Genomic DNA, 16,644 nt, shown 5'->3' with positions numbered 1-16,644 from the left:
TCTCCTCCTCAACACAGGGATCATCATGACTGACCAACGTATCGAAGGCGTCGCGACTGAGCTGAAGGGCAAGGCCCAGAACGGCCTGGGCCGGTTGACCGGCGACAGCAAGCTTCAGGTCGACGGCAAGCTGAACGAAGTGAAGGGCAAGGCGCTGGACGCCTATGGCCGCGTTATCGACGGCCTGGACGGCATGGTGGACAAGGCCCCCGCCGACCTGCGCGATCCGGCTCGAAAGGGGCTGGATTTCGCTCGCCGCAAGCCACTGCTGACCACAGGCATCATCGCTGGCGCGGCGGTGCTGCTCGGCGCCCTGGGCCGCAAGCGCTGACAAAGCCCTTATCCCCTCGAGGGAGAAAAAAGGCCCGGACGGCGACGTCCGGGCCTTTCTCTTTGAGCCTGATGAATGATCAGGCCGTCTCTTCTTCCTCTTCCTTCACCGCCGCGCCCTTGGCCGGGGTGATGTCGAAGGCGATCTTGCCGTCCTTCAGCTCGACCTTGACGTGTCCGCCGCGGGTCAGGCGGCCGAACAGGATGTCGTCGGCCAGCGGCTTCTTGATGTGCTCCTGAATGACGCGGGCCAGAGGCCGGGCGCCATACAGTTCATCAAAGCCGTTCTTGGCCAGCCAGTCGGTCGCTTCATCCGTCAGTTCGATGGTGATGTTGCGGTCCGCCAGCTGGGCTTCCAGCTGCAGCACGAACTTGGTCACCACCGAGCGGATCGTCTCGGCGCCCAGCGGCTTGAAGGCCACGATGGCGTCCAGACGGTTGCGGAACTCGGGCGCGAACAGGCGCTGGATGGCCTTTTCGTCCTCGCCCTCGACCTTGCCCCGACCGAAGCCGATGGCCGCGCGCGCATTGTCGGCGGCCCCGGCGTTGGTGGTCATGATCAGGATGACGTTCCTGAAATCGACCTTCTTGCCCACGGCGTCGGTCAGCGTCCCGTTGTCCATCACCTGCAGCAGGATGTTGTAGACGTCGGGGTGCGCCTTCTCGATCTCGTCCAACAGCACGACGGAGTGCGGGTGCTGGTCCACGGCGTCGGTCAGCAAGCCGCCCTGATCATGGCCGACATAGCCCGGAGGCGCGCCGATCAGGCGGCTGACCGTGTGGCGCTCCATGTATTCGGACATGTCGAAGCGCTGCATCTCGATGCCGAGGGTGGCGGCCAGTTGCTTGGCCACCTCGGTCTTGCCGACGCCGGTCGGACCGCTGAACAGGAAGGCGCCGATCGGCTTGTTCGGGTCGCGCAGACCCGCCCGCGCCAGCTTCATCGCCGCCGACACCTGATCGATCGCCTGTTCCTGGCCGAAGACGACGCGCTTGAGATCGGTCTCCAGCTCGCGCAGGGATTCCGTGTCCGACTTCGACACCGACTTGGGCGGGATGCGGGCCATCTTGGCGATGACGGCCTCGACCTCCTTCTGGCCGATGACCTTCTTGCGCTTCGATTCCGGCAGCAGCATCTGCGACGCCCCCGCCTCGTCGATCACGTCGATGGCCTTGTCCGGCAGCTTGCGGTCGGTGATGTAGCGCGCCGACAGATCGACCGCCGTGCGGATAGCCGAGTCGGTGAAACGCAGCTTGTGGTGCGTCTCATAGGTCGTCTTCAGACCCTTGAGGATCTTCACCGTGTCCTCGATCGTCGGCTCATTGACGTCGATCTTCTGGAAGCGGCGGACCAGGGCGCGGTCCTTCTCGAAGTGCTGGCGGTATTCCTTGTAGGTGGTCGAGCCCATGCAGCGCAGGCTGCCGGACGCCAGCGCAGGCTTCAGCAGGTTCGACGCATCCATCGCCCCGCCGCTGGTCGCGCCGGCGCCGATCACCGTGTGGATCTCGTCGATGAACAGGACCGCGTTGTCGTGGCTCTCCAGTTCCTTGACGACCTGCTTGAGCCGCTCCTCGAAGTCGCCGCGATAGCGGGTGCCCGCCAGAAGCGCGCCCATGTCGAGCGAATAGATGGTCGCGTCCTTCAGGACTTCCGGCACCTCGCCGTTGACGATCTTGCGCGCCAGACCCTCGGCGATGGCGGTCTTGCCGACCCCGGGGTCGCCGACCAGCAGCGGGTTGTTCTTGGTGCGGCGGCACAAGATCTGGATCGAGCGCTCGACCTCGGCCTGACGCCCGATCAGGGGGTCGATCTTGCCGTTGCGGGCCTTCTCGTTCAGATCGATGCAATAGGCCTCCAGCGCCTCGCCGCCCTGTTTGACGACCGAGCCGTCCTCGGCCTCTTCGGGGCTGGCGCCGCGCACCGAGCGGGCTTCGTTGGCCCCGGCCTTCTTGGCGATGCCGTGGGCGATGAAGTTGACCGCGTCATAGCGCGTCATGTCCTGCTCCTGCAGGAAATAGGCGGCGTGGCTTTCGCGTTCGGAGAAGATGGCGACCAGGACGTTGGCGCCGGTCACTTCCTCGCGGCCGGACGACTGGACATGGATGACCGCACGCTGGATCACGCGCTGGAAGCCCGCCGTCGGCTTGGCGTCGTCGCCGTCGGCCGTGGCCAGGGCGGCCAGGTCCGTGTCGACATAGGAGCCGAGCGCCGCCTTCAGCGCGCCCAGATCGACGTTGCAGGCCGTCATCACGGCCGAGGCGTCCGGATCGTCGATCAGGGCCAGCAGCAGGTGTTCGAGCGTGGCGTATTCATGCCGGCGCTCATTGGCGTAGTGGACCGCGCGGTGCAGGGTCTCTTCGAGAGGACGGGAAAACGAAGGCATGGCAGGTTCCTCTCAGTCCTTTTCCATCGTGCATTGCAGGGGGTGCTGGTGGCGTCGCGCCGTCTCGACCACCTGGGCGACCTTGGTTTCGGCCACTTCGTAGGTGAAGACGCCGCAGACCCCGACGCCATGCTGGTGCACGTGCAGCATGATGCGGGTCGCGTCCTCGCGGCTCTTCTGGAAGAACCGCTCCAGCACGTAGATGACGAACTCCATGGGGGTGTAGTCGTCATTCAGGATCAGCACCCGATAGAGCGAGGGCCGCTGAAGTTTCGGCTTTGTCTCGGTGACGACGGCGGCGCCTGCGCCTCCGCCCTGTTCACCTGGCCGTCTGTTAGGCATTCGTGGTCCGTAATCGGGGAGTGTCAAAAGATCAGATAGGGAATGATGGCCTGATTTGTAGATGCGTCCAGTCACAGCCTGCGTGACCCCGTCGCCTGACCAAAGATTCACGGGACATCTCGGCTCAGGAACCGCACCAATGCGCTTCCGTTCCCTGCCCCGGATCGCCGCCATGCCCCTGATCGCCGGACTGTTCGCCGCCCTGATGCTGGCCCAGACGCCCGCCGCCCCTCACGATGACGCCGTCCTCGCCCCCATAATCGCCGAACGGGACGCGGCCCTGTTCTCGGTCATGTTCGACCGGTGCGATCCCGAGGCCCTGGCCGATCTGGTGACGGACGACCTGGAATTCTATCACGACCGGGGCGGACTGACGGCGACGCGGACGCGCTTCATCGACGATTATCGCCAGGGCTGCACGGCGCGGGCCGCCCCCGACGCCTGGCGCTCACGGCGCGAACTCATGCCCGGCACGATGCGGGTCTACGCCATCCCCGGCGTCGGCGCCGTCGAGGAGGGCAGCCATCTGTTCTACGAACGGCAGGGCGAGGGGCCGGAAACCCTGGTCGGGCGCGCCCGCTTTTCCATCCTGTGGCGGTTGGAGCCGGACGGGCGCTGGCGGCTGGCGCGCGCCTTCAGCATCGACCACGCTCCCATGAGCGCCGAACCGACACCATGAAAAAGGCCCCGGCGTTTCCGCCAGGGCCCTATTCACATTGAGCGTGCAGTCGCGCCTTAGCGGGCGGCCTGGAACTGCTCGACAGCGGCCGAAACGCGCTCGTTGATCGGCTTGAAGCTGTCCTTGACCGAGGCGGTCATGGTCTCGGTCGCCTTGCCGAACTCGGCCAGATAGGCCTCGGCGGCCGACTTGGCCCAGTTGGTCTGCAGTTCGAACAGTTCCTGCACCGAGCGAGCCTGCGAGAAGGACTGGGCGGCGGCGACGCCGTCTTCCCAGGACTTCTTGCCGTAGGCCACGGCCTGTTGCGACAGGGCCTCGGCGCCCTTCTGGGCGGCGGCGGCGGATTCGACCACGGCTTCCAGGTTCTTCTTGCCGTGGGCGTTCAACTCGCTCAGCGAGGCGACGGACTTGTCGACGCCTTCGCGGAACGCCTTGGCGCCGGCCGCCTGGATCGATTCAGCCTGGGCCTTGGCCTTGGCGGTGGTCTGTTCGACGGTCTTCTTCACGGTCTCAGCGGCGTCAGCCATGGGGAGTCTCCTGAAGCGAAAGGGTTCTTGCGACGGGCGAACCCACCGCGACAACGGCGATATGGTGCACCTGCGAAGAGACTTCAAGTGAAATTTGTGCGACGCACAATATGATCGCTGATAACCAAGCGACCGTCTGGGGCGATCACAACTCCGTTGACGGCCCGTTAACCCTCTCGAAACCGGCAGGGCCGATGTTAGCCTTTGTAACGTGCGTGATCGCAGCCGTCTTCGCGCCACAGTGACGAGGCTAGTAGCTTGCCCATGAACGCCCTGTTTCGCCGTCGTTTCCTAGCCGCCCTGGTCCTGGGAGGCATCGTCCTGACGCCGACGATCGGCGTCGCGCCGCCGGAAGCCCAGTCGTCAGACAACGCTCGCTACGCCGCCATCGTGGTCGACGCCGCCTCGGGCGAGGTGCTGTTCTCGCGCTTCGCCGACGCCCGGCGCTATCCGGCCTCCATCACCAAGGTCATGACCCTGTACCTGACGTTCGAGGCGCTGGAGTCCGGCAAGGTCAAGCTGGACGACAACCTGACCGTCTCCCCGCGCGCCGCGTCGCAGCCGCCGTCCAAGCTGGGTCTGGCGGCCGGTCAGACGATCAGCCTGGACGACGCCATGCGCGCCACGGCCGTCCGCAGCGCCAACGACATGGCCGTGGTCATCGCCGAACACATCGGCGGCTCCGAAGGCCGCTTCACCCAGATGATGACGGAAAAGGCGCGCGAGCTGGGGATGGAGCATACCCGCTTCACCACCGCCAACGGCCTGCCCGACACGCGACAGGCGACCACGGCGCGCGATCTGTCGATCCTGAGCCGCGCGGTCATGCGCGACTATCCGCAATACTATCGCTACCTCGGCCTGCACGACTGGTTCTACAAGGGCCGCGACTACCGCAACACCAACGGCCTGCTGGCCACCGGACGCGGCTATGACGGCATCAAGACCGGCTTCACCAACGCCTCGGGCTACAATCTCGCAGCCTCCTCGGTGCGCGACGGCAAGCGGATCATCACCATCGTCATGGGCGGCCGCTCGACCAAGAGCCGCAACGACCACGTCGCCGAACTGATGGATACCGGCTTCGAGGTCCAGCGACGCCGCGGCCAGGGCGAGCGGATCCAGGTGGCCCAGGCCTTCTTCGAACAGCGCGGCTACGGGATCAGCGCCGATCCCTCGCCGCCCATCGCCTACGCCTCCCTGTCCGACGAGGACGGCGAAGGCGTCGGCTCCTCGACCGAGGTGGCCTATGTGGCCGGTCCGCCGCCGCGCAACCTGCCGACCGAAGTGACGCCGCCGCCGTCGGCGCGCCGCGCCGAGAACCGTCCGCCCGAAAACCTGACCGCCGCCCTGAACGGCGGTTCGGCCGCCGCGCCGGCGGCGCCGGCCCGCGCGACCCGCAACCCGCCTGCGCGCGCCGCCGCCCCTGCCCCGGCCGGTCGCTGGACGGTCCAGGTCGGCGCCTTCCGCGAGGAGGCCGTGGCTCGCGACTGGCTGAACGACGTCAGCCGCCGCTTCCGCACCCAGTTCTCCAGCGCCCAGCGCGACGTGCAGACGGCGAACGGCTGGTATCGCTCGCGCTTCACCGGCATGACCCAGCAGTCCGCCGAGGCGGCATGTGAGGCCCTGTCCGAGCGTCGCGTCACCTGCATGGTGATCCGCCCCAGCTGATCTCAGCGTCCCTGATTTCTCAGCGTCCCTGGCCGTTACGCCATCCCGGCTCGGCCAGGCGACGGGCGTAATCACGCACGTCCGCCGGCCAGGCCTCCGTGCGGGCGTCAAACGCCGTCCAGTCGCCCGCGAACAGCATCCGCACGGCCTCTTCATAGTCCGGCAGGTCGCCCGCCACGGCCGTCATGAAGCGATAGGCCGCCTCGCGGCTGCGACGCATCCGGTCCGGCCCCTCCGCCTCGCGCAGGGCGGCTTCGACCAGCTTGCGCAGAGCCACCGAGGCCCCGCCCGGCTGTGACGCCAGCCAGTCCCAGTGACGCGGCAGCAGGGTCACCTCCCGCGCGGTCACGCCCAGCTTCGGCCGCCCCGGTCCGCGCTTCTCCGGCTCAGGCTGCGGCTGCTCCTGCGGCAGGCACGCCAGCACCGCCTCCAGATCGCCGCGCAGATCCAGATCGATCGGTCGCGCATCCTCGTCGCGAAAGACCAGGACCGCTCGTCCGGCGTCGTGCGCGGCTTTCGTCGCTGCGGCGACCTGAACCAGCGGTCCGGCCGCGATCATCGTGTGGCCGTCGAAGGCCGTGCATAGGGTCATCATCCGTCCTCGCTTGTTGAAGACGGAATTACCCGGATGATATTATCGCGTCAATATTACCCGGGTAATTTATTAGCCCCGCTCGTCCACGCCCCCGAACAGGGCGCCGGCGATCCAGCTGACGACGCCGGTGACGATGGCCGCGCCGATCCCGGCCCACAGGCCGTCGACGACGAAGCCGCCCAGGAACATGGCCGTCAGCCCGATCATGGCGGCGTTCACCACCAGCAGGAACAGGCCGAAGGTGACGATGGTCAGAGGCAGCGTCAGGATCACCATCAGCGGCCGCACGAAGGCGTTGACCACGCCCAGGATGACCGCCGCCGCGATCAGCGAGCCGGTCGAGGTGAACTCCACCCCCGGCACCAGTTTGGCCGAGGCCCAAAGGCCGATCGCCGTGACCACGGCCTGAACGATGAAACCCAACATGACGCCTCCGTGTGTAGAACCTTGACCATATAAGCGCATGGGGCGGCGTTCCGCTCCGTGCGCCGGGCGAGATCGCCTGCTAGGCTGGCCGCCCTACCCCGAAGGAGACCCCCATGAGCCTTCACGGCGCCTACGATCCGGACAACATCTTCGCCAAGATTCTGCGTGGCGACATGCCCAGCGTGAAGGTGTGGGAGGACGACGACGTCCTGGCCTTCATGGACGTGTTTCCCCAGTCGGAGGGTCACGTCCTGGTCGTGTCCAAGACCTCGACCGCTCGCAACATCCTGGAGATCGAGCCCGAGGCCCTGGCCAGGCTGACCGCCGCCGTCCAGCGCACCGCCCGCGCGGTCGAGAAGGCGCTGAAGCCCGAGGGCCTCAGCCTGATGCAGTTCAACGGCGATGCAGGCGGCCAGACGGTCTTCCACCTGCATTTCCACATCGTGCCGCGCTGGGCCGACCGTCCGATGAAGGGCCACGGCCACGCCCCCATGGCCGACGCCGAACAACTGAAAGTCCTGGCCCAGCGGATCGCAGCCGAGCTGGACTAACGGCCTACAGCGGCCCCCTGAAGATGAAGAAGGCGCCGCCGGCGATCAGGGCGAAGCCGATCAGGTGGTTCACCGTCAGCTTCTCGCCCAGGTACATCACCGAGAAGATCGCGAAGACCAGCAGGGTGATCACCTCCTGCATGGTCTTCAGTTCGGCCGCCGAATAGACCTGATAGCCGATGCGGTTTGCGGGCACGGCCAGCCAGTATTCGAAGAAGGCGACGCCCCAGCTGATCAGGACCACGATCCACAGCGGCTTGGCCCCGAATTTCAGGTGGCCGTACCAGGCGAAGGTCATGAAGACGTTGGACAGCGCCAGCATGACGATGGGCGCGAGGTAAGGCAGCGACGGCATTCGATCAGTGTGCTTGCGTCAAACAGATTCCGCCAGCATAAGGCGGGCCACGCCGGTTTAGCTCAGCTGGTAGAGCAGCGGTTTTGTAAACCGAAGGTCGCGGGTTCGATTCCTGCAACCGGCACCACTCTCGCGGCCGCCTCCTTCATGTCCGAGACGACCAACAAGCTGGGTCACAGGATCCGAACGCGGGGAGCCCGCACCCGCCGCGCCCTGCTGGACGCCCTGCGCGCCCTGCTGAACACCAAGCATCTGGGCGAAATCCGCCCGGCGGACGTGGCGATGACGGCCGGGGTTTCGGCGCCGACCTTCTACACCTACTTCGCCTCGGTCGAGGAAGGCCTGCTGCTGCTGTGCGAGGAGGCCGGGGAGGACTTCCAGCGACTGGGCGCTCACATCCACGCCGACTGGTCGGGCGAACGCGCCTTCGAATCGGCGCGCGCCTATGTGCTGGAGGTGCTGGGTCTGTGGAGCGACCACGGGCCGGTGCTGCGGATCGAGCACATGCTGGCCGACATGGGCGAACCCGCCTTCGCAGAGAGCCGCATCCGCCGCCTGCGCCGCCTACACCTGGCGCTGGAACGCCGCATCGCCCAGGCCCACGCCAGCGGCCTGCACCCCGAGGGCCTCAATCCCCGCCTGGCGTCCTATGAAACGGCGAACCTGGTGGAATCCGTGGCCGCCGGCTTCGAACTGATGCGACGCGCCGACACGCCCGAGGCCATCATCGACACCACCGCCCATATCGTGGTGAAGCTCACCACCGGCCGCTGAGGCCGCCCGCCTGCGCTTGGACAAGCTGTCCATTGCGGCGACGCCCCCATGGGCTAAAGCATGCCCCTCGGCCAAGGAGTGCGTCATGTCCCGTCTTTCGTCCTTCCCCTCGACCCGCCGCGCCGCCGGCCCGGCTATCGTGATGGCCGGCGCCCTTGGCCTGGCCGCCTGCGGCCAGAGCGCCAGTCCCGCAGGCGACAGCGCGCCGGAAGCGCCCAATGCCCCGGCGCCCACCGAGGCCGAGAAGCTCGCCATGCTGGCCGCCCTGCCCGCCCCCTATAATGAAGGCGACCTTGAGAACGGCCGCCGCGCCTTCGCTCGCTGCCGCTCATGCCACACGATCACGCCCGGCGGGCCGAACATGACGGGACCGAACCTCTATGGCGTCTTCGGCAGCAAGGCCGGAGCGCGGGAGAAATACAGCTATTCCCACGCCATGCGGACGGCGGACTTCACCTGGGACGCCGAAACCCTGGATCACTGGCTGCAGAACCCGCGTACCTTCCTGCCCGGCAACAAGATGAGCTTCGCCGGCCTGCCCGACGCCACGGACCGCCGCGACGTCATCGCCTTCCTGAAGGTCGAGACGGGGTTCAAGCCGACGGGCGAATAACGCACGAAGAACAAAGCAAAAGGGCGGCGGATCAGGATCCGCCGCCCTTCGCATTTCAACGTCCGCCAGAAGTCTACTCCGCCGGGCTCATATCCGGCTCCAGGCCGTCGCGTTTCTCCTGGGCCTCCCACTCCTCGATCTTGCGGGCGGTGTATTCGGGCGACTTGGTGAAGCGCGCCAGCACGCCGTAGATCACCGGCACCACGAACAGGGTCAGCACCGTCGCGAACATGGCGCCGGTGAAGATCACCACGCCGATGGTCTGACGGCTGCCCGCGCCCGCGCCTTGCCACAGCACCAGCGGCAGGGCGCCGAAGGCGGTGGCGATCGAGGTCATGATGATCGGGCGTAGACGCAGCGACGAGGACTCGATGATGGCCTCGCGGATGGTCCGCCCCTGGTCGCGCAGCTGGTTGGCGAACTCCACGATCAGGATGCCGTTCTTGGCCGCGACCCCGATCAGGATGATCAGGCCGATCTGGCTGTAGATGTTCAGGCTGGAGCCCGCCATCAGCAGGCCGAACAGCCCCCCCGCCGCCGCCAGAGGCACGGTCAGCATGATGACCGCCGGCGTGATCCAGCTCTCGAACTGGGCCGCCAGCACCAGGAAGACCAGCAGCAGGGCCAAGGCGAAGGCCCAGCCCACGGCGCTGCCCGCCTCCTGCTGATCGCGGGCGGCGCCGCCCCAGCGGATGTTGGTCACGCCCTGGGGCTGTTTGGCGACCTCGGCCATCAGAAACTGAACGGCGTCGTCGATGGTGGTGCCGGGGTTCAGGTCGGCCTGAAGGGTGATGGCCCGCTGGCGATCCAGACGGCGACGGTCGGGCGTGTCGCCCGAGGTCTTGGTCGTGACCACCGCCGACAGCGGCACCAGTTGGGCCGTGCCGGTCGAGACGTAGAGCGCCTCCAGGTCGGTGACCTCGCGCCGGTTGTCGCGGTCGGTCTGCAGGATGACGTCATACTCCTGGCCGCCCTTGATGTAGGTCGTGGCGCGGCGCGAGCCGAACATGGTCTCCAGCGTACGACCGATCTGTTGGGTCGAGACGCCCAGGGCCGCCGCCTTCTGCGGATCGACGTCGACCAGCAGGCGCGGGGCGTTCGGTTCATAGTTCAGGCGCGGACGCGAGAAGCCTGGATTCTCCTGCGCCGCCGCCAGGATCGGCTGCAGCCAGTTGTAGATGGCGGCGTACTCCGACCCCGTGACGATCATGTCGATCGAGTTGGAGTTGCCGCCGCCGCGCTGGAAGGCGCCGGGTGTCGAGGCGTTGACCTGAGCGCCGGTCTGATTGCGCAGCTTGACGTTGATCTCCTGGGCGATCTGATCGGCCGAGCGTTCGCGCTTGGACCAGTCGACCAGGGTCAGGCTGGCGTTGCCCGAGTTGAAGCTGCCGCCGCCGAAACCCGGCGCCGAGATCAGGAAGGAATCGACCTCGCCGTTTTCGCGGTACTCCGCCAGGATCGGCTCCAGGCCCAACATGATCTGACGCGTGTAGTCGAAGCCCGTGCCCTCAGGCCCGCTGACCCGGATGCCGACACGGCCCCGGTCCTCGCTCGGCACCAGTTCATTGGGCAGGTGCAGGAAGATCCCCCCGGCCCCGGCCGCCACCAGCACGATCAGGGCGCCGACGCCGACAATGGCGATGCGCCGTCCCAGCAGGGCGTCCAGCGATGCGGCGTAGGACCGCTTCAGCGTCTCCATGGCCGCATCGACGCGACGGGCCAGCCAGCCGCCGGTCTGGGCCGGCTTCAGGATCTTGGACGCCAGCATGGGCGACAGGCTCAGCGCCAGGAAGGCGGAGAAGGCCACGGCCGCCGCAATGGCCGCCGCCAGTTCGACGAACAGACGGCCGACGTAGCCCGGCAGGAACAGCAGGGGCGCGAACACCGACAGCAGGACGATGGTCGTGGCCACAACGGCGAAGAAGACCTGGCGCGCCCCACGCTCGGCCGCCACCAGCGGCGGCTCTCCGTGGTCCAGACGGCGCTGGATGTTCTCGACGACGACGATGGCGTCATCGACGACCAGGCCGATGGCCAGAACCAGGGCCAACAGGGTCAGCAGGTTCAGCGAGAAACCCAGCGGAGCCAGAACGATGAAGGTCGCCAGCAGGCAGATGGGCGCCACCACCGAGGGGATGATCGCCGCCCTCAGGCTGCCCAGGAAGATGAAGTTGACCAGGGCCACCAGCGCCATCGAGATGCCGATGGTGATCCACACCTCATCGATGGCGTGAGAGGTGAAGACAGAGTTGTCCGAGCCGACTTCCAGCGTCGTGCCGGGCGGCAGGCTGTGGCGGACCTCTTCGATCAGGGCGCGCGCGCCTTCGGATATCTGCAGGTCGTTCGACTGGGCCTGGCGGGTGATGGCCAGGCCGATCTGGTCGATGCCGTTGCCGCGGAACAGGCGACGCGCCTCAGCGGGCGCCTCCTCGATCCGGGCGATGTCGCCCAGCCGGGTGACATAGGCGGCGTTGCCGATCAGGGCGCCGGTGACCCCGTTGGTCATGGCCGCCGACGCCGCGCCCAGGGTGCCCGACGCCTGGGCTCCCGTGGCCGTCGAGGCCGAACCGCGCGTGCCGATCGGCAGTTGGGCGAAGTCCGCCGGATCGGCGTAGTTTCGGGCGACCCGGACCGTATAGTCCTTCTGGGCCGACTCCAGCGAGCCGGCGGGCAGTTCGACGTTCTGGTTGTTGAGGGCGCTCTCGACGTCCGTGACGGTCAGGCCCCGCGCCGCCATGGCGCCGGCGTCCAGCCAGATCCGCATGGCGTAGCGTTGCTCGCCGAAGATGTTGACCTGGGCCACGCCCGGCACGGTGGCGAAGCGGTCGACCAGATACCGACGGGCGTAATCGGTCAGCTCCAGCCGGTCCATGGTGGTGGAGCGCAGGAACATGATGAGGATGGGCTGGCTGTCGGAATCAGCCTTGGCCACTTCCGGCGGATCGGCCTGATCCGGCAGGCGGCCCAGCACGCGCGAGATGCGGTCGCGCACGTCGTTGGCCGCATCGTCGATGTTGCGGTCCAGCGAGAACTCGATGTTGACGTTGGACCGGCCGTCGCGGCTGGTCGAGTTGATGCGCTGGACACCCTGGATGCCGGCGATCTGCTGCTCGATCGGCTCGGTGATCCGGCTCTCGATCACCTCGGCGGAGGCGCCCGCGTAGCTGGTGCTGACCGAGACGATCGGCGGATCCACGTCCGGCAATTCGCGCACGGGCAGGAAGAAGAAGGCCGCCAGGCCGATGACGCACAGGACGATCGCCGCCACCGCCGCGAAGACGGGGCGCCGGACCGAAACATCAGACAGCATCATGGGCGGGCCGCCTGCGTCGCGCGGGCGCCGCCCTTCGTTTGAGCACGGCCTTGGGCGTTTTCACCCTCGACGCTGATGGGCGCGCCGGGCTGGATGCGGTTCAGACCCGAAGCGACGATCCGATCGTTGTTGGCCAGGCCCGAGACGATCTCGACATAGCCGCTTTCAACGGCGCCCGTCTGAACCTCGACCCGCTGGGCGGTCGCGCCCGTCTCGCCGCGCGCGATGCGATAGACGAAGGCGCCCTGGCCTTCATACTGAACGGCCGCTTCGGGCACGGCCAGGCTCTGGCGACGGCCCTGGTGCACGGCGACGCGCATCATCATGCCGGGGCGGATGCGATTGCCGGGGTTTGGAAACTCGGCGCGGGCGATGACGGCGCGGGTCTGTTCGTTGACCCGCGTATCCAACAGGGAGATGCGGCCGTTGACCTCTTCACCGGGGAAGGCGTCCGTGGTCGCCGTGAGCGGCGCGCCGACCGGCAGGACCCCGAGATAACGCTCAGGCAGCGGGAAATCGACGCGCACGCCGCTCATGTCGTCCAGGGTGGTGATGACCGAACCCGGCGAGATCAGCGTCCCCGGCGTGACCGAGGTCAGGCCCAGAACGCCGGCGAAGGGCGCGCGCAAGATGCGGTCGCCGCGACGGGCCTCCGACGCCGCCAGGGCGGCCTGGGCGGTCTTCAGCGCCGTCTCGGCCGTCTCGGCCATGACGCGCGGCGCCACGCCGCGCTCGGCCAGGATGCGATAACGGTCGTACTCGCGCTGAGCGTTCTCCAGCTGGGCGCGCGCCCGGATCAGGTCGGCGTCTTCCTCGCGCGCCTGCAGTTCGACCAGGGGCGCCCCCGCCGCCACCGACTGACCGTCGGTGAACATGACCTGGGTCACCAGTTCGGTCGTGTTGGAGGTGATGTTGACCGAACGACGGCTGCGGGCGACGCCCAGCACGCGAATCTGATCAGCGAACTCTCGCCGCTGCGCCACGACCTCGGCCACCAACTGGCCGCGCCCGGCGCCGGGTCCCCCCGGACCGCGCTGATGGGCTGCGTCGCCGCCGCTGAAAGCGATCCTGACGACCGCCGCCACGACCATCAGCCCCAATAAGCAGGCCGCGCCGATAATGAAAAAATGGCGTTTGAACACGCGACGCAGTCTCCCCGACAACAAGCGCCCCCGCTTAACGGCTCACCGCCATTACGCAAATAACGTATCTGTAACGTGAGGAACCTCGGATTCCGTCGCGGAATTCCGGATTAAAATCGACGCCAGATTCCGATGACGGGCCCTCTGCCCGCAGGAATTTCACGCCCGGCCGCCGCGTGGCGCCATCCCGCCTGCAGCCGCCAGTCCCCGAATTGGCGCACCACCGAGCCCTCCAGCGACAGCCAGCGCGCCCCGTCGTCGCCGTCCGCCGCCCCGCCGAAGGCCTGGACCATCACCATCCAGTCGCGATTGATGTGCACCCCGGCCGTCGCGTCCGCGCGAACCTCGTCCGGCAAGCCGTCGCGCCAGCGGCGCGCCGCCTGGAGGTCGACGAAGGCGCGCTCGAAGGACCGCCCCGCCAGCAACCGGACCTCCCAATCGCTGTCGCCCGCGCCGGGCGGGGCGTAGCCGGCGTTGCGTCCCGCTCCGCCCTCCGCATAGCCCACATAGACGGCGGCGACGTTGCGATCATCACGGTAAGCCTGCCAGCGCACGCCCAGTTCGATCGGACCCAGCCCCTGATAATCGAGGAACTCATCGCGACCGTCCTGCCATTCGCCCTTGGCCTGCAGGGTGAGACGATCCGTCAGTCCATATTCGACAAACACGCTGGCCACGATATCCCGGCGGCCGCCGGGCAGGTCGACCCGGCCCCCGTCGGCGGCGTAGAACTCTTCCGCGCGGATGTTCTCGTATTTGACGATGACCTCGCCCTGCCCCTTCGGCGGGTTCCAGGCGCCGGCCTGCGCCGCGTGAGTCGAGGCCAGCGCCGCCAGGCCGGCCAGAAGGCCGATGCTTCCTCTCCCCCGCACGGCCCGTCCTTCCTAGACGTCGTAGCCGGGCGATCTTCGCTGCAACTGGCGAAGGGCGCCGGGCCATGCCAGGGACGAGACGAAGCCGATGCCCCTGCCCTGCTCCCTGGTCTCGGCCTGCGCCGGGTCGGGCGCGATCAGGACATTGTCGCGCCCCGCAGACAGGGCCGCGACCTGCTGGGCGCAGGCGCGCTCCAGGAAGAAGATGCCGATCCAGGCCTCGGCCGCCGTGCTTCCGACCGCCAGCGTTCCGTGATTGCGCAGCAGCATCAACGGCTTGTCGCCCAGATCCGCCACCAGGCGCTCGCGCTCGTCATGATTCAGCGCCAGCCCCTCATAGCCGTGATAAGCGACCTGGTGCTGCAACAGGCAGGCGTTCTGGCTGATCGGCAGAAGGCCCTCCTTCTGGGCCGCGACGCCGACGCCGTTCACCGTGTGCAGATGGATGACGAAATGCGCCTCTTCGCGGGCCGCATGGACCGCCGAATGGATGGTGAAACCCGCCGGATTGATGAAGCTGGTCGTGTCCTGAACGACATTGCCGTCCAGATCGACCTTTACCAGGGAAGATGCTGTAATTTCATCGAAATACCAGCCGTAGGGATTAATCAGAAAGTGATGCTCCGGTCCCGGCACGCGGGCCGAGACATGGGTGAAGATCATGTCGTCCCACCCGTGGAGCGCCACCAGACGATAGAGAGCCGCCAGTTCGACCCGCGCCTTCCACTCCGCCTCGGACACCTGGGACTTCAGCGAGGTTGCGTCCGTCATCGGCCTTCTCCCCTTATCAGCGTTCAGGTGAAACCTCTCTCCGCCTCCGCCCCGCGTCAAGTCGCCGAACGCCGTGAGGGGACCGAAAACGGAAGACTTGGTTAACCCTGTTTTCATCGACGCGAGCGAACACTGCGCTGCTGCGCGGCGCGGCCGCATCATCGGGGGATGTTCCGTGGACTCAATCGTGGCGTTCGCATCGTCCCGATCCGGCGATCCTCTGCCGCTGGCCAGCCTTCATCAACTGATCGACCTGGCCGCCGGACGCCCGCCACAGGAGCGACAGCGCCTGCTGCTGGGCGTGGCTGATCTCTATCATTCGGTCGGCGGCCAGGCGGACGCGCCGCCAGCCCTGACCGAGGTGTTCATCGCCATGGTCCGCGCAGCTGAACAGGACATTCGGCGCGTCCTGGCCGAGAGGCTGGCCGACGCCGCCTGGGCGCCGGCGGATCTGATGCGCCTGCTCGCCGCCGACGCAATCGAAATCGCCCGCCCGGTGATCGCCGCCAGCCCCCTGCTGCTGGACGCGGATCTTCTGACCTTGCTGCAGGACGCCTCGCTGGAGCATCAGGTTCAGGTGGCTTTGCGGCCGGACCTGGGGCCCGGACCGGCGCGCGTCATCCTGGATCGCGGCGAACCCGCCGTCATGACCGCTCTTGCCGTCAACCGGACCGCGCGGCTGGAGGCGCGGGACATGACCCGCCTGGTGGACAAGGCGCGCTCCATCGCCGCCCTGCGCGCGCCGCTGACGCGCCATCCTCAGTTGAGCGAGGATCAGGCCCTGCGGCTCTACGCCTGGGTCGGCGACGCCTTGAGACAGGCCATATCCCAACGCTTCAGCCTGGACGCCTCGGCTCTCGCGACGGCGGTCGCCGCCGCCGCCCAGGAAGCGGCCGGGATCACCCCGGACGAGGCGGCCGCCCGTTTGGCCGCCAAGCTGCATGCGGCGGGACAGTTGCGTCCCTCCACCCTGATGCGGGCGCTGAGGGAGGAGAAGCTGGACCTGTTCATCCACGCCCTGGCCCGGCTGAGCCGCCTGGAAACAGAGGCCCTGCGGCGCGCCCTGCGCGGCGACAGCGCCCGCCCCCTGTTCCTGGCCTGCGCCGCGGCGGGCCTGGACCGCGCCGCCTTCCCCGCCCTGCTGCGCGAGGTTCGCCAGCTGAACCATGGCCTGCCGCATGACCCCGACGGCGAAGCCTGGCGTCCGGCCGAACGCTCGGCGACCCAGGCCGCCTATGAATTTCGCCTGCTGACCGCGCCCGAAGACGGGCCGTCGGTTTGACAGCGGGCCTCCGCTCC

17 protein-coding genes and 1 tRNA gene are annotated in these 16,644 nt (G+C 67.6%); 8 read left to right on the top strand and 10 right to left on the bottom strand.

Annotated features, from left to right (window positions below; translation table 11 throughout):
• Positions 1 to 25: 25 nt before the first annotated feature.
• Complete coding sequence (locus tag ACWIDZ_RS12130; RefSeq protein WP_343828993.1) at positions 26 to 331, top strand: CsbD family protein; 306 nt, start codon at positions 26 to 28, stop codon at positions 329 to 331.
• A 79-nt stretch (positions 332 to 410) separates the two neighbouring features.
• On the opposite strand, the gene clpA is transcribed toward ACWIDZ_RS12130, so the two are convergent.
• Both clpA and clpS read right to left on the bottom strand, forming a co-directional pair.
• Positions 411 to 2,714 (bottom strand): ATP-dependent Clp protease ATP-binding subunit ClpA, encoded by a 2,304-nt coding sequence (gene clpA, locus ACWIDZ_RS12125; protein WP_343828992.1) that lies wholly within the window; start codon positions 2,712 to 2,714, stop codon positions 411 to 413.
• A gap of 12 nt (positions 2,715 to 2,726) precedes the next feature.
• Positions 2,727 to 3,056: an ATP-dependent Clp protease adapter ClpS gene (gene clpS / locus ACWIDZ_RS12120; protein ID WP_003164443.1), complete on the bottom strand. Its 330-nt coding sequence runs from the start codon at positions 3,054 to 3,056 to the stop codon at positions 2,727 to 2,729.
• A 139-nt stretch (positions 3,057 to 3,195) separates the two neighbouring features.
• Between clpS and ACWIDZ_RS12115 the strand changes: the two genes are divergently transcribed.
• On the top strand, positions 3,196 to 3,735 hold the full coding sequence (locus ACWIDZ_RS12115; RefSeq protein ID WP_453989302.1) for a nuclear transport factor 2 family protein: 540 nt from the start codon (positions 3,196 to 3,198) through the stop codon (positions 3,733 to 3,735).
• 56 nt (positions 3,736 to 3,791) lie between these two features.
• On the opposite strand, the gene ACWIDZ_RS12110 is transcribed toward ACWIDZ_RS12115, so the two are convergent.
• Positions 3,792 to 4,262 (bottom strand): phasin family protein, encoded by a 471-nt coding sequence (locus ACWIDZ_RS12110; protein ID WP_291781458.1) that lies wholly within the window; start codon positions 4,260 to 4,262, stop codon positions 3,792 to 3,794.
• A gap of 264 nt (positions 4,263 to 4,526) precedes the next feature.
• On the opposite strand from ACWIDZ_RS12110, the gene ACWIDZ_RS12105 reads away from it, so the two are divergent.
• Positions 4,527 to 5,933, top strand: a complete 1,407-nt coding sequence (locus tag ACWIDZ_RS12105) for a D-alanyl-D-alanine carboxypeptidase (protein ID WP_453989301.1) — start codon at positions 4,527 to 4,529, stop codon at positions 5,931 to 5,933.
• 19 nt (positions 5,934 to 5,952) lie between these two features.
• On the opposite strand, the gene ACWIDZ_RS12100 is transcribed toward ACWIDZ_RS12105, so the two are convergent.
• Positions 5,953 to 6,525: a DUF2239 family protein gene (locus ACWIDZ_RS12100; protein WP_453989473.1), complete on the bottom strand. Its 573-nt coding sequence runs from the start codon at positions 6,523 to 6,525 to the stop codon at positions 5,953 to 5,955.
• 72 nt (positions 6,526 to 6,597) lie between these two features.
• A complete protein-coding gene (locus tag ACWIDZ_RS12095; protein ID WP_338576031.1) occupies positions 6,598 to 6,954 on the bottom strand; it encodes a phage holin family protein in 357 nt (118 codons plus the stop codon).
• A gap of 113 nt (positions 6,955 to 7,067) precedes the next feature.
• Here ACWIDZ_RS12095 and ACWIDZ_RS12090 point away from each other — a divergent pair, with 113 nt between their 5' ends.
• Positions 7,068 to 7,505, top strand: coding sequence for an HIT family protein (locus ACWIDZ_RS12090; RefSeq protein WP_291781445.1), 438 nt, complete (start codon positions 7,068 to 7,070; stop codon positions 7,503 to 7,505).
• A 4-nt stretch (positions 7,506 to 7,509) separates the two neighbouring features.
• Here ACWIDZ_RS12090 and ACWIDZ_RS12085 read toward each other — a convergent pair whose 3' ends face one another.
• Entirely contained in the window at positions 7,510 to 7,860 is a 351-nt protein-coding gene (locus ACWIDZ_RS12085; RefSeq protein ID WP_453989300.1) for a DMT family protein, read from the bottom strand.
• Between the two features lie 51 nt (positions 7,861 to 7,911).
• On the opposite strand from ACWIDZ_RS12085, the gene ACWIDZ_RS12080 reads away from it, so the two are divergent.
• From ACWIDZ_RS12080 to ACWIDZ_RS12070, 3 genes are all read left to right on the top strand, one after another.
• Positions 7,912 to 7,987: transfer RNA gene (locus tag ACWIDZ_RS12080), tRNA-Thr, on the top strand.
• A gap of 20 nt (positions 7,988 to 8,007) precedes the next feature.
• On the top strand, positions 8,008 to 8,634 hold the full coding sequence (locus ACWIDZ_RS12075; RefSeq protein WP_312220255.1) for a TetR/AcrR family transcriptional regulator: 627 nt from the start codon (positions 8,008 to 8,010) through the stop codon (positions 8,632 to 8,634).
• Positions 8,635 to 8,719: 85 nt separating this feature from the next.
• Positions 8,720 to 9,247: a c-type cytochrome gene (locus tag ACWIDZ_RS12070; protein ID WP_453989299.1), complete on the top strand. Its 528-nt coding sequence runs from the start codon at positions 8,720 to 8,722 to the stop codon at positions 9,245 to 9,247.
• A 73-nt stretch (positions 9,248 to 9,320) separates the two neighbouring features.
• Here the strand turns inward: ACWIDZ_RS12070 and ACWIDZ_RS12065 are convergent, their stop codons facing one another.
• From ACWIDZ_RS12065 to ACWIDZ_RS12050, 4 genes are all read right to left on the bottom strand, one after another.
• Positions 9,321 to 12,557, bottom strand: a complete 3,237-nt coding sequence (locus ACWIDZ_RS12065; RefSeq protein ID WP_343829463.1) for an efflux RND transporter permease subunit — start codon at positions 12,555 to 12,557, stop codon at positions 9,321 to 9,323.
• Complete coding sequence (locus ACWIDZ_RS12060) at positions 12,557 to 13,702, bottom strand: efflux RND transporter periplasmic adaptor subunit (RefSeq protein WP_291781432.1); 1,146 nt, start codon at positions 13,700 to 13,702, stop codon at positions 12,557 to 12,559. The genes ACWIDZ_RS12065 and ACWIDZ_RS12060 overlap by 1 nt, the downstream gene beginning before the upstream one ends.
• A gap of 110 nt (positions 13,703 to 13,812) precedes the next feature.
• On the bottom strand, positions 13,813 to 14,574 hold the full coding sequence (locus ACWIDZ_RS12055; protein ID WP_453989297.1) for a hypothetical protein: 762 nt from the start codon (positions 14,572 to 14,574) through the stop codon (positions 13,813 to 13,815).
• A gap of 12 nt (positions 14,575 to 14,586) precedes the next feature.
• Positions 14,587 to 15,345: a class II aldolase/adducin family protein gene (locus tag ACWIDZ_RS12050; protein WP_453989296.1), complete on the bottom strand. Its 759-nt coding sequence runs from the start codon at positions 15,343 to 15,345 to the stop codon at positions 14,587 to 14,589.
• 187 nt (positions 15,346 to 15,532) lie between these two features.
• Here ACWIDZ_RS12050 and ACWIDZ_RS12045 point away from each other — a divergent pair, with 187 nt between their 5' ends.
• Positions 15,533 to 16,627 carry a DUF2336 domain-containing protein gene (locus tag ACWIDZ_RS12045; RefSeq protein ID WP_453989295.1) on the top strand — a complete coding sequence of 365 codons (1,095 nt, stop codon included), beginning with the start codon at positions 15,533 to 15,535 and terminating at the stop codon, positions 16,625 to 16,627.
• The last annotated feature ends 17 nt before the right edge of the window (positions 16,628 to 16,644 follow it).

This window comes from Brevundimonas sp. NPDC055311 (genome assembly GCF_053645695.1).
The sequence above is the reverse complement of the archived record's forward strand: the minus strand, read 5'-3'. Positions and strand labels throughout refer to the sequence as shown.